We start from the raw sequence: 13170 nt of genomic DNA on the forward strand, positions 1-13170 counted from the left end.
CGTCGCCGAAACCCAGGTCATCGTCACCCCCGCGGAGGCGGTAGGGAAGAATCCGTGCCATGGGCAGCGAGACCGCGGGCGGCATCATCGACCCGGGTGAGTCCTCCCCCTGGGTCGAGCTGAGCCGGGAAGCGTGGGCCGAGCTGGCCCCCGAGACCCCGATCCCGCTGTCGGCCGAGGAGATCGAGCGGCTGCGCGGCGTCTCGGACAAGATCGACATCGACGAGGTCGCCCAGGTCTACCTGCCGCTCTCGCGGCTGCTCTCCCTGTACGTCTCGGCCAACGCGAAGCTGCACCGCGACCAGGAGGAGTTCCTGCACGGCAAGATCCCGCCGCGCACCCCGTTCGTGATCGGGGTGGCCGGGTCGGTGGCCGTCGGGAAGTCGACCGTGGCCCGCGTGCTGCAGCAGATGCTGGCGCACTGGCCCGAGCACCCCAACGTCGCACTGGTGACGACCGACGGGTTCCTCTACCCCAACGCGGAGCTCGAGCGCCGCGGCCTGATGCAGCGCAAGGGGTTCCCCGAGTCCTACGACCGGCGCGCGCTGCTCCGCTTCGTGGTCGACATCAAGTCGGGACGCGACGAGGTGCTGGCGCCGACGTACTCCCACCTCGTCTACGACGTGCTGCCCGAGGAGCCGGTCGTGGTCAAGCGTCCCGACATCGTGATCGTCGAGGGGCTCAACGTCCTCCAGCCCGGCCGGGTCCGCGAGGACGGTCGGATCGGGCTGGCGATCTCGGACTTCTTCGACTTCTCGATCTACGTCGACGCCGCCACCAAGGACATCAAGGAGTGGTACGTCGACCGCTTCCTGCGGTTGCGCGAGACCGCGTTCCGCAACCCCGACTCCTACTTCCGCAAGTACGCCTCGCTCACCCTCGACGAGGCCGTCGCCGAGGCCGGCCGGATCTGGGACAGCATCAACGGCCCGAACCTGGAGCAGAACGTGCTGCTCACCCGCTCCCGGGCGAACCTGGTGCTGCGCAAGGCCAGCGACCACTCCGTCGCCTACGTGCGGGTGAAGAAGCTCTAGAGAGCCAGGTGCTGGGCCACGACCGCGGCGAGCCGGTCCGCGACCTCGCGGGCGTCGTCCTCGGTGGGGGCCTCGACCATCACCCGGACCAGCGGTTCGGTGCCGCTCGGGCGCAGCAGCACCCGTCCGGCCTCGCCCAGCTCCGCCTCGGCCGTCCGTACGGCGTCGGCGACCGCGGCATCGGTGGCGCAGCGTGAGCGGTCGACGCCGCCGACGTTGACCAGCACCTGGGGCGAGCGGGTCACGCAGGCTGCGAGCGTCGCCATCGTCGATCCGGTCGCGGCCATCCGGGCGGCCAGGTGCAGCGCGGTCAGGGTGCCGTCGCCGGTGGTGGCGTACTCGCTCATGATGATGTGGCCGGACTGCTCTCCGCCGAGGGAGTAGCCGCCGGCGTTCATGTCCTCGAGTACGTAGCGGTCACCGACGCCGGTGCTGCGCACGGTGATCCCGGCGGCCTTCATCGCCTGGTGCAGGCCGATGTTGCTCATCACGGTGGTGACCAGGGTGCGCTCGTGCAGGTGGCCGGAGGCGTCCATCGCCAGGGCGAGGACACCCATGATCTGGTCGCCGTCGACGAGCTCGCCGGCGGCGTCCACGGCCAGGCAGCGGTCGGCGTCGCCGTCGAAGGCGAAGCCGACGTCGGCACCGTGCTCGAGCACCGCCTTGCGCAGGCTGTCCATGTGGGTCGAGCCGACGCCGTCGTTGATGTTGAGCCCGTTGGGCTGGTGGTGCAGCGGGATCACCCGGGCACCGGCGCGCTCGAAGGCGATCGGCGCCGACTCGTGGGCCGCGCCGTTGGCGCAGTCGAGCACGACGGTCAGGCCGTCCAAGCGGTGCGGCAGGGAGGCGAGCAGGTGGTCGACGTAGTCGTCGATCGCGCCGTGGTAGTAGCCGATCCGGCCCACACCGGCACCGGTCGGGTGGGTCCAGGGCTGACCCAGACGCTCCTCGATCGCCTCTTCGAGGGCGTCGTCGAGCTTGACCCCACCGCGGGCGAGGAACTTGATGCCGTTGTCCGGCATGGGGTTGTGCGAGGCGGTGATGACGACACCGAGGTCGGCCGAGAGGGAGCCGGTCAGGTAGGCGATCCCGGGCGTCGGGACGACTCCGAGCTCGAAGACGTCGACGCCGGCCGAGGCCAGGCCCGCACAGACGGCGGCCTCGAGGAACTGGCCCGAGACCCGCGGGTCCCGGCCGACGACCGCGACGGGGCGGTGGCCCTCGAACTGGCCGGCGTCGGCCAGGACCTGGGCGGCAGAAACAGCGAGGTCCAGGGCCAGCGAAGCGGTGAGCGTGTCACCGTTCGCCAGGCCCCGGACCCCGTCCGTGCCAAAAAGGCGCATGCTGCGGTTGGGCCGCGATCAGCGCTTCGAGAACTGCGAAGCCTTGCGGGCCTTCTTGAGACCGGCCTTCTTGCGCTCGACGGCGCGGGCGTCACGCGTGAGCAGACCGGCCTTCTTCAGCGTCGCCCGGTACAGGTCCAGGTCGATCGCGTTGAGCGAGCGAGCCACGCCGAGACGCAGAGCGCCGGCCTGGCCAGCCATGCCACCACCGTGGATACGGGCGATGACGTCGAAGCGACCCTCGAGACCGAGAGCCGTGAAGGGCTCGTTCACGATCTGCTGGTGCAGCTTGTTCGGGAAGTAGTCGTCGATGGTGCGACCGTTGAGGGTCCAGACGCCGGTGCCCGGAACGAGGCGAACGCGAGCGACGGCCTCCTTGCGACGGCCAGTGGCCGCGCCGGGGGCGATGGTGGCCGGACGGGCCGGGGTGTCGACCGACGCAGCGGACTCGCTGGTGTAGGCCACGCCGTCAGCGTCGACCTCGAAGGTCTCGTCGGCCTCGACGGCCGTGTCAATGTTCTCAGTCACGTCAAAGTCCTCAGTCACTGGGCGATCTGGGTGATCTCGAAGGGCTGAGCCTTCTGAGCGGTGTGCGGGTGCGTCGGGCCCGAGTAGACCTTCAGCTTGGTGATCATCTGGCGGCCGAGCTTGTTCTTCGGCAGCATGCCCCACACGGCGTGCTCGACGGCCTTGCGGGCGTCCTTGTCGACGATCTCACCGATCGGGGTGGCCGTCAGACCGCCCGGGAAGCCCGAGTGACGGTAGATCAGCTTGTCGGTGCGCTTCTTGCCGGAGAGGGAGACCTTCTCGGCGTTGATGACGATGACGAAGTCGCCGGTGTCAGCGTTGGGGGCGAAGATCGCCTTGTGCTTGCCACGGAGCAGGTTCGCAACCTGCACGGACAGGCGGCCCAGACGGACGTCGGTCGCGTCGATCACGTGCCAGGCGCGCTCAATGTCGCCGGGCTTCGGAGCGTAGGTGCCCACGATGTGCCTCACTTGTTCGTAGTAATAAGACTCGTGACCTCTGACGAACACAGTCCGGGGCGTCCCACTCCTCCAGCACGCTGGCGAGTCGAATCCTCCCCGGAGCTACCTGGCGAACCAGGCGGCAGGGGTCACGACTGAAATAGGCTACGGGGCCGCCGTACACCGGTCAAAACGGCGTACGACGGCCCCGATCGAACCTCAGGCCCAGCGCTCCTCGCGGGGGGTGAACTCCAGCCCCCGAGCACCGGTGTAGATCTGCTTCGGACGAGCGATCTTCTGCTCCTTGTCCGTGGTCAGCTCGAGCCACTGCGCGAGCCAGCCGGGGGTCCGGCCGATCGCGAACAGCACCGTGAAGAACTCCGGCGGGAACTGCAGCGCCTCGTAGATCAGACCCGAGTAGAAGTCGACGTTCGGGTACAGCTTGCGCTTGACGAAGTACTCGTCGTTGAGCGCGATCTTCTCCAGCTCGACGGCGACGTCGAGGAGCGGGTTGGTGCCCGTGACCTCGAAGACGTCCTCGGCGGCCTTCTTGATCAGCTTCGCGCGCGGGTCGTAGTTCTTGTAGACCCGGTGACCGAAGCCCATCAGGCGCTCGTTGCCGGCCTTGACGCCCTCGATGAACGCGGGGATCTCGGAGACGTTGCCGATCCGCTTGAGCATCCGGAGCACGGCCTCGTTGGCGCCGCCGTGCAGCGGACCGAAGAGCGCACCGACACCGGCGGCGACCGCGGAGTACGGGTCGACCTGGGTCGAGCCGACGCTGCGAACCGCGTTGGTGGACGCGTTCTGCTCGTGGTCGGCGTGCAGGATGAGCAGGGTGTCGAGGGCCTTGACCAGGCGCTCGTCGGGCTCGTACTTCGTCTCGCTCATCTTGAAGAGCATCGAGAGGAAGTTGGCGGTGTAGGAGAGGTCGTTGTCCGGGTAGACGTAGGGCTTGCCCTGCGCGTGCCGGAACGACCAGGCACCGAGCGTCGGCATCTTCGCGATCATCCGGATGATCTGGATGTCGCGGTTGTCGGCGTCGGAGATGTTGCGCGACTCCGGGTAGAAGGTCGACAGCGCGCCGACGGAGGCCATCAGCATCCCCATCGGGTGGGCGTCGTACCGGAAGCCCTGCATGAAGTCCTTGACGTTCTCGTGCACGAACGTGTGGTAGGTGATGTTGTGCACCCACTCGTCGTACTGCTCCCGCGTCGGCAGCTCGCCGTGCACGAGGAGGTACGAGACCTCGAGGAAGTTGGACTTGGCGGCCAGCTCTTCGATCGGGTAGCCGCGGTACTCGAGGATGCCTTGGTCACCATCGATGTACGTGATGGACGAACGGCAGGACGCCGTGTTGACGAAGCCGGGGTCGTAGACCGCCAAGCCGGGCTGATCCTCGCCGGCCTTGATCTGACCGATGTCGGCGGCGCGGATGGTGCCGTCGACGATCGGGACCTCGTACTCGTGTCCGGTGCGGTTGTCGCGGACGGTAAGAGATTCAGTCACGACGCTCAGGGTAGCCCGGCCTATATTTTCGGGAGCGAGCGACCCCTCAACCAGGCATCGAAGAGGCTTCCCAGGGCGGCGCCGGAGATTTCCTCCGCGAGGGCGATGAAATCCTTCGTCGTGGCCGACGCACCGCGGTAGCGGTCGACCCAGCTGCGCAGCAGCACGAAGAAGGAGTCGTCCCCGATCCGGGTCCGCAGGGCGTGCAGGGTCAGCGCTCCGCGCTTGTAGACCCGGTCGTCGAACATGTCCTCGGGCCCCGGGTCGACCAGCACCAGGTCGGCCGGCAGCTCGGAGAGCTTGCGGTGGTACTCCCGTGCCCAGGTGTCGGCCGTCTCCCGGCCGGAGGCCTCCGACCAGAGCCACTCGGCGTAGCAGGCGAAACCCTCGTGCAACCAGATGTCCGACATCGTCGTGGCCGTCACGGTGTTACCGAACCACTGATGAGCCATTTCGTGTGCGACCAAACGGTTGTGTCGCCACTCCGGATCGAGAAATGCCCGGCCGAACGTGGACAGCGTCTGCGACTCCAGCGGGATCTCGAGCTCGTCGTCGGTGATCACGCTGGTGTAGGTCGGGAACGGGTAGGGGCCGAACATCTCGACGAACGCGGCCATCATCTGCGGCTGGTGCGCGAACGCCGGACGCCAGTCCGAGCGCGGCGGAGCCGCGACCAGGATCGGCACGCCCGCCGCTCCCGGGTCGAGCTCGGTCAGCTCGTAGCGGCCGATCTGCATCGTCGCCAGGTAGGTCGACATCGGTTGGTCGGCCCGGTAGACCCAGGTCTCTCCGCTCCCCCGACGGATCCGCTGCTCCACGACCCCGTTGCTGATCGCGACGTACCCGGTCGGGACGGTGATCGCGATCCGGTACGACGCCTTGTCGTCCTGCCGGTCGTTGCACGGGAACCAGGTGGGGGCGCCGTGCGGCTGGCCGGCCACGATCACGCCGTCGGTCAGCTCCTCCCAGCCCGCGTCTCCGTGCGGCTCGAGCACCGTGGGGCGGGGCACGCCGGCGTACTTGAGCACCAGGGTGAACTCCTCGCCCGGCGCGAGCGCCGCGCGGGGTGCGACCACGATCCGCTCGCCGCGGACCGCGTACTTGGCGGCCTTGCCGTCGAGGGTCAGCTTGCGGACCTCGAGCCCGGCGAGGTCGAGCACGATCCGGCTCAGCCGCTCCCGTGCCACGCCCGTGATCCGGGCCTCGCCGCGCAGCCGGTTCTCGACCAGGGAGTACTCCAGGTCGAGGTCGTAGTGCTGGGCCCCCCAGCCCGGGTCACCGTGTCCGGGCAGGTAGGGGTCGGCCGTCGGCAGGCCGTGCGCTGCGCTGGTCATGCGGCGGTCATCAGTCCTGCAGGTTCCAGGGGCCGATCGGGTTGCCGATCCAGGCGGTCTTGTCCGGCACGCTCTCCCCTCTCATCACCAGTGACACCGGTCCGACGGTGGCATGTCTGCCCACGGTCGCGGCCGGGAGGATCACACTATTCGGCCCCAGGGTGGCGCCGCGCTTGAGGGTGACCGTGTCCAGGGCGAGCAGCCGGTCGTGGAAGAGGTGGGTCTGCACCACGCTGCCCGCGTTGACCGTGGCCCCGTCCCCGAGGGTGACCAGGTCGGTCTCGGGCAACCAGTAGGTCTCGATCCACACGCCTCGGCCGATGTCGGCACCGAGCAGCTTGAACCAGGTCGTCAGGAGCGGGGAGCCGGTGACGTGGTTGGCGAACCACGGCGCGGCGATCACCTCGACGAAGGTGTCGGCCAGCTCGTTGCGCCAGACGAACGAGCTCCACAGCGGATGCCCGCCCGGGACCAACCGACCGACCAGGGTCCACTTGGCGGCGACGGTGATCACGGCAGCGACCAGGCCGGCGACCCAGAGCAGGGGGCCGCAGAGCACGACCACGGCGACCGGTCCGAGCCTGACCCACAGCTCCAGCAGGGTGAGCACGACGACGCCGAACAGGCCGATCGCGATCGCCGCCGGGACGAGCCGGCACAGCTCGATCAGGCTGCGGGCGAACCGCAGGCCGAACGGCGGCGCGTAGGTGCGGCCCGCGTCCTGCTCCTCGGTGGTGCGCCGCAGCTGCACCGGCGGAGAGCCGAGGTAGCTGCCGCCCTTGGCGACCCGCTTGCGGTTCGGGGCGGCCGAGAGGACGGCCACCAAGGAGGCCTTCGGCACCTTGCGCCCCGGTGCCGCCATCCCCGAGTTGCCGACGAAGGCGCGCTTCCCGATCTTGACCCGCTCGACCCGGACCCAGCCACCGCCGAGCTCGTAGCCGCCGAGCAGGGTGTCGTCGGCGAGGAACGCCTGGTCGTTGACCTGGGTGAGGCTCGGGATCATCACCACGGTGGAGGCCTCGACGTCCTTGCCCACCTTGGCGCCCAGCAGGCGCAGCCAGGTCGGGGTGAGGCTCGAGGCGTAGAGCACGAAGAGCCAGGTCCGGGCGTCGTCGAGCACCCGCATCGTCGCCCAGACCGCGAGGCCGGACAGGGACCGGACCGGATGGACCCCGGTGGCGATGACGAGGCCGAGCAGACGCACCACCACGAGGATGGACAGGGCGAGGACGACGTACCCGAGGAGGACGCCGGGCAGCGACCAGAGCAGCAGGCCCCAGGCCTCTCCCAGGTCCTGCGGCGTCCCGGCCAGGGCGAGCACCCCGCTGGCGGCGGCGACGACGGCGAGGACGGGCAGCCCGGCGAGGAGGATCGCCGTGCCGGCGTACGCCGCCAGCCAGAGCCGGCTGCGTGGGACCCGCTCGCGCCACGGACCGCGGGCCTGGCCGCCGAGCCGGGTGGCGGGCGAGCCGCCCCAGTACTCCTCGTCCGGGACGTCACCGAAGACGGCCGAGCCTGACTGGATCTCGGCACCGGCGCCGACCCGGGCGCCGGGCACGAGCATCGACCGGGCCCCCACCCGTGCCCCTGACCCGACCCGGATCCGCCCGATGTGCAGGGTGTCGCCGTCGATCCAGGAGCCCGAGAGGTCCACCTCGGGTTCGATCGAGGCACCGCGGGAGACGGTGAGCAGGCCGGTCACCGGGGGCATCGAGTGCAGGTCGACGTCGGAGCCGATCCGGCAGCCGAGCATCCGGGCGTACCAGGTGACGAACGGAGCACCGGCGAGACCGGTGGCGCCGAGCTCGTCGACGGCGTGCTGGACGAACCAGAGCCGCAGGTGCACCTTGCCGCCGCGGGGGTAGGTGCCCGGCTCGATCCCGGCGAGCACGGTCCGGGCCAACGCGGCGGCCAGCAGCATCCGTCCGGGCGGCGTGAGGAAGAGCAGGGTGGCCTCGACCAGCAGCCAGGCCGGCACCGCCGGGAAGGTGGGCGACCAGGCGTGGTGGGCGACCGTGGAGGCGAGCGCCACCCAGGTCAGCCACCGCGGCGCCGCGAGCGCGCGGAGGGCGACGGTGGCGAGGACCTGGCCGGCCTGGGTCTTGGTCGGGACCGCAGGCACCTCCCGGTCGAGGGTGGTGCCGGAAGCCTCCAGGCCCCCGAGGTGGTCGAGGAACTCGGCGAGACCCCCCACCGTGGTCCGTTCGTAGATGTCGCCCATCGCGACCTCGGGGAACCGCTCCCGCAACCGGCCGACGACCTGCGCTGCGGTCAACGAGCCACCACCCAGGTCGAAGAAGTCGTCGGTGAGGCTGCCCGGATCGGCGCCGAGGATCTCCGACCACAACGCCGCGATCCAGGCGGCGGTGCCTTCCAGGCCCGCCTCGCCGTCGTCGCGCTGCCGCGGCAGCGGCCAGGGCAGGGCGTCACGATCGACCTTGCCGGAGGTGCGGGTGGGCAGCTCGGCCACGACGGCCAGACGTGGCACCAGGGCAGCGGGCATCTCCTGGCGCAGCCGCGCCATCGACGCGGCCCGGTCGAAGTCGTCGTCGACGGTGAGGTAGCCGACCAGCACCTTGTTGCCGGCGGCGGTGGTGCGGACGGCAGCGGCGGCACTGACCACTCCGCCCAGGTTGAGCAGGGCGTTGTCGATCTCGCCCAGCTCGATCCGGCGGCCGCCGAGCTTGATCTGGTCGTCGGCGCGTCCCCCGAAGAGCAGCCCCGCGGGGTCGTTGACCACGATGTCGCCCGAGCGGTAGGCGCGGTCCCAGCCGAGGGTCGGCATCGGTGCGTACTTCTCCGCGTCCTTGACCGGGTCGAGGTAGCGGGCCAGACCGACGCCTCCGATGATCAGCTCGCCCTGCTCACCCTCGGCCACCGGAACCCCCGTGGTCGGGTCGACGACCGCGAGGTCCCACCCGTCGAGCGGCAGCCCGATCCGGATCGGCGCCTCTCCGTCCACGATCGCGCCGCAGGCGACCACGGTGGCCTCGGTCGGTCCGTACGTGTTCCACACCTCCCGACCCGGCGCCTGCAGCCGCGCGGCGAGCTCGAGCGGCATCGCCTCGCCGCCGGTGATCAGCAGTCGGACCTTCGCCAGCGCCTCCGCCGGCCACAGGGCCACCAGGGTGGGCACCGTCGAGACGATCGTGATCCGGTTGGCCACCAGCCACGGCCCCACGTCGACCCCGGAGCGGACCAGGGCGCGCGGCGCCGGCACCAGGCAGGCGCCGTACCGCCAGGCGAGCCAGATCTCCTCGCAGCTGGCGTCGAAGGCGACCGACAGTCCGGCCATCACCCGGTCGCCGACCCCGATGGGGGCGTCGGTGAGGAACATCCGGGCCTCGGCGTCGACGAACGCCGCGCCGCTGCGGTGGGTGACGGCCACGCCCTTCGGCTTGCCGGTCGAGCCGGAGGTGAAGATCACCCAGCAGTCGTCCTCCGGGGCCGGGTCGGTGGCCTCGAGCGGATCGCCCGGGCGACGTACGTCGATCGCCAGGTCGTTCTCGATCACGGCCGCCACCCCAGCCTCACCGAAGACCAGCCGGGCCCGCTCCTCCGGGTCGTCGGCGTCGACGGGGACGTAGGCGGCGCCGGCCATCAGGACGCCGAGGATGGCGACGTACAGGTCGAGCGTGCCCGAGTTGATCCGGATGCCGACCTTGTCCCCGGCCCCGATGCCGGCCGCGCCGAGCTCGGCGGCGAGGTCGTCGGCGGCCTCCTCCAGCTCCGCGTAGGTCAGGACGGCGTTGCCCGCCTCGAGTGCCGGGTCGTCGGGGGCGAGGGCGGCGGTGGTGCGGAAGATGTCGACCAGGGTCCGGGGCGCCGGGGCTGCATCGCTGCGGCGGAGCGGATCGCGTGGGGGCACGGGTGCAGCATGGCCGACCCAGGTAAACAGCAGATGCTTTCAGCCGGATCACAGCATTTCAGTGCATTGTTGTGCCCATGAGTGACCACGAGTCCATGGGCGGCTCCCCCGCGGAACCGGCTCCAGAGTCCACCCACGAGCACACCCTGCCGCTCAGCGCACCGCCGAGCGCTCCCCCGACGCAGCCGCTCGCTCCGCCTCCCCCGCCGCCGCACCTGTCTGCTCCGACACCGGCGCACGAGAAGAAGCGTTCCCGCAAGGGTCTCGGCGCGACCGGTCTCCTGGTCGGTGCGCTGGTGGTCGGCGGCGCGGCGGGGTACGCCGGATCCGCGGTGTACGAGAACCGCAACGACGGCAACCCGACGACCGGACTCTTCTCCGGCCCGTCGGCCTCGCCCTCCAAGACGCCCGCGCCGGCGGGCAGCGTCCAGGCCGTGGCCGAGGAGGTGCTGCCGAGCGTGGTCAAGATCGAGGTCGCCGGCTCGGACTCCTCCGGTTCGGGCTCGGGCATCATCCTCTCGGCCAACGGCGAGATCGTGACCAACAACCACGTGGTCGAGATCGTCGGCGACAACGGTCAGATCCGGGTCGACTTCAACGACGGCTCCTCGGCGCCGGCCAAGGTGCTCGGCACCGACCCGCTCACCGACACCGCGGTGATCAAGGTCGACAAGGCCGGCCTCAAGCCCGCCGCGATCGGCTCCTCCGACGCACTCTCGGTCGGTCAGGGCGTGGTGGCGATCGGTTCGCCGTTCGGGCTGGACTCCACCGTCACCTCGGGCATCGTCAGCGCGCTGGACCGACCGGTCAACGTCGGCTCGGACAAGGAGGGCAACTCCACCGTCTACCCGGCCATCCAGACCGACGCCGCGATCAACCCGGGCAACTCGGGCGGCGCGCTGGTCAACCTGGCCGGCCAGGTCGTCGGGATCAACGCCTCGATCCGCACCGACGGGGTCGGCGAGTCGGGCTCGATCGGTCTGGGCTTCGCGATCCCGGTCGACGAGATCAAGCCGATCATCGACCAGATGGTCAAGGGCGAGACGCCCACCCACGCCCGGCTCGGGATCACGGTCTCCGACGTCGGCGGTTCCGCCTCCGGCAGTGGGGGCGAGGGCAGCACGCCCAGCCCGGACGGCCAGGAGGTCTCTCCGTTCAGCAGCCCCGGCGCGCTCATCACGGGCGTGAACAAGGGCTCGACCGCGGAGAAGGCCGGCCTGAAGAAGGGCGACGTCATCCTGAAGGTCGACGACACCCTGATCTTCGGCGCCGACTCGCTGGTCGCCACGATCCGGGCCTACCGCCCCGGCGACGAGGTCACGATCACCTACACGCGCAACGGCAAGGAGGACTCGGTGAAGCTGGTCCTCGACTCCGACGCCGAGGTCACCACGAGCTGACCTCGCCCCACGGTTCCATCTCCTTGGAGGACGAGACCCGGCCACCGACTCGCTCGGTGACCGGGTCTCGTTCTTTGTGAGCGCGATCACGCCGGACCGGTCATGACATTTGTCCATTTTGTTAGTTGACATCGTTTGTGATCAAGCTCGCCGCCGCACTGCTCACCGTCGCCCTCGCCTCCTCCCCCGGCGCGGGCCCGGACGGCACGTCGTCGATGCACGGCGACGCCGGCGCCTCCGACACGACGCCGTACGCCGGACCGGGGGCGGACCCGCAGCCGGCCCAGCAGATCCCGCTGCCCGCGGTGTGCCCGACGATCCTGGCCGGCGCCGACGGCGTGGTGCAGGCGCTCTGCACGGAGTACGTCGACCGGGCGCCGAGCCTCTACCTGCTCGACCCGACCACGTTGCTTCCGGTGGCACGGCGGCACCTGAGCGCCGGGGCCCTGCTCGGCGGCGTCTACGCCTACGTCGACGACCACGACCGTCTGGTGACCGTGGACGGGAGTGGCTCGGTGCTGTGGCTGGGGCACCGTCGGACCGCGATCGGGTGGGAGATCACCCAGGACCGCGCCGTCCCGGTCCGGCTCCCCGGCGGAGACGCGATCACCACGGTGGCCCCCGGGTTCGACCGCGCCGTCTGGTTCGCCACCGCCCAGGGCCGGGCGGGCTACATCACCCCGGCCGGCGCCGTCCGGTTCCGGACCCTCGGCGGCGGCAACGAGGTGGTCGCCAACTCGATCGCGACCTCGGCGGCCGGCGTGGCGATCACCACCGACCACGCGACGTACCTGGTCCGTGGGAGCCGGACCGGGGTCCAGGTGGTGTGGCGACGACCTTATGACCGAGGGCCGGCGCGCAAGCCCGGACAGCTCAGCCACGGCAGCGGGTCGACGCCGACCTTCTTCGGGCCGCGCACGAACCACGACTACGTCGTCATCACCGACAACGCCCGCCCCCGCGAGCGCCTGCTGGTCTACCGGACCAGCACCGGGGAGCAGGTCTGCGCGACACCGACGTTCGACCTCGACAACAGCGGCACCGAGAACTCGCCGTTGGCCTGGGGCAGCGCGATCTACCTCGGCAGCACCTACGGCTACCCGTACCCGGCGCAGGCGACGGCCTCGGCTCCGGCGGCCGAGCCGACCTCGGCCGAGTTCGCGGGCGGGATGCAGCGCTTCGACCTGAGCGAGCGGACGGTACGCCGGACCACGTTCAGTCGCGGCAGCCAGCGGCTGCGCCAGCGGTACCTGCACGCGTCCCGGCGTCTGGCCGCCGCGCGGGCGGCGCACCGGCCGAGGGCCCGGATCCGCGCGCTCAAGCGGGACGTGGCCGAGCTGCGGCGCCGCACCGGCGCCCGGGTGGTCACCAGCATCGACGCCAGCTGCCGGCCCACCTGGAAGAACCGGATCCCCTCGGCCGCGGTGCCGCGACTGTCGCGCACAGAAGGGGTGGTCTACACGACCGAGCGAGGCGCCAGCGGACTCACCTGGTACCTCGACCGGATCTCACCGGCGACCGGCGAGGTGCTGTCGAAGACGCTGATCGGACTCGGGCCGACCTCCGACACGCTGCAGATGGTGGGCACGATCCTTCCCGACCGGACGCTGCTCCAGGGCACCATCACCGGCCTGGTCGCCGTACGGCCGGCGACGGCAGGGTGAATCTCGGGGGCGACTCAGGTTCTGCCCTGATGCACATCGGGCAGCACCGT

At 70.6% G+C, this 13170-nt stretch carries 9 protein-coding genes; 3 read left to right on the forward strand and 6 right to left on the reverse strand.

Annotated elements, in window-relative coordinates; all coding sequences use genetic code 11:
• The first annotated feature begins 59 nt into the window (after window positions 1-59).
• The gene (gene coaA / locus ACZ5J1_RS13400; protein WP_464559585.1) at window positions 60-1034 is read left to right on the forward strand and encodes a type I pantothenate kinase; all 975 of its coding nucleotides are present in this window, start codon (window positions 60-62) and stop codon (window positions 1032-1034) included.
• On the opposite strand, the gene glmM is transcribed toward coaA, so the two are convergent.
• The 6 genes from glmM to ACZ5J1_RS13430 all read right to left on the reverse strand — a co-directional run bounded on the left by glmM (window position 1031) and on the right by ACZ5J1_RS13430 (window position 10056).
• Window positions 1031-2377 carry a phosphoglucosamine mutase gene (gene glmM, locus ACZ5J1_RS13405; protein WP_464559587.1) on the reverse strand — a complete coding sequence of 449 codons (1347 nt, stop codon included), beginning with the start codon at window positions 2375-2377 and terminating at the stop codon, window positions 1031-1033. The genes coaA and glmM overlap by 4 nt on opposite strands.
• A gap of 18 nt (window positions 2378-2395) precedes the next feature.
• Window positions 2396-2905 carry a 30S ribosomal protein S9 gene (gene rpsI / locus ACZ5J1_RS13410; protein WP_464559589.1) on the reverse strand — a complete coding sequence of 170 codons (510 nt, stop codon included), beginning with the start codon at window positions 2903-2905 and terminating at the stop codon, window positions 2396-2398.
• Window positions 2906-2919: 14 nt separating this feature from the next.
• Window positions 2920-3363: a 50S ribosomal protein L13 gene (gene rplM / locus ACZ5J1_RS13415; protein WP_464559591.1), complete on the reverse strand. Its 444-nt coding sequence runs from the start codon at window positions 3361-3363 to the stop codon at window positions 2920-2922.
• A gap of 201 nt (window positions 3364-3564) precedes the next feature.
• The gene (locus tag ACZ5J1_RS13420; protein ID WP_464559593.1) at window positions 3565-4854 is read right to left on the reverse strand and encodes a citrate synthase; all 1290 of its coding nucleotides are present in this window, start codon (window positions 4852-4854) and stop codon (window positions 3565-3567) included.
• A gap of 20 nt (window positions 4855-4874) precedes the next feature.
• On the reverse strand, window positions 4875-6188 hold the full coding sequence (locus tag ACZ5J1_RS13425; RefSeq protein WP_464559595.1) for a M1 family metallopeptidase: 1314 nt from the start codon (window positions 6186-6188) through the stop codon (window positions 4875-4877).
• A gap of 10 nt (window positions 6189-6198) precedes the next feature.
• Window positions 6199-10056, reverse strand: coding sequence for a Pls/PosA family non-ribosomal peptide synthetase (locus ACZ5J1_RS13430; protein ID WP_464559597.1), 3858 nt, complete (start codon window positions 10054-10056; stop codon window positions 6199-6201).
• A 77-nt stretch (window positions 10057-10133) separates the two neighbouring features.
• Here ACZ5J1_RS13430 and ACZ5J1_RS13435 point away from each other — a divergent pair, with 77 nt between their 5' ends.
• Window positions 10134-11456 carry a S1C family serine protease gene (locus ACZ5J1_RS13435; RefSeq protein ID WP_464559599.1) on the forward strand — a complete coding sequence of 441 codons (1323 nt, stop codon included), beginning with the start codon at window positions 10134-10136 and terminating at the stop codon, window positions 11454-11456.
• A gap of 137 nt (window positions 11457-11593) precedes the next feature.
• A complete protein-coding gene (locus ACZ5J1_RS13440) occupies window positions 11594-13120 on the forward strand; it encodes a hypothetical protein (RefSeq protein WP_464559601.1) in 1527 nt (508 codons plus the stop codon).
• Window positions 13121-13170: the final 50 nt, after the last annotated feature.

This window comes from Nocardioides sp. JCM 18999, assembly GCF_055391175.1.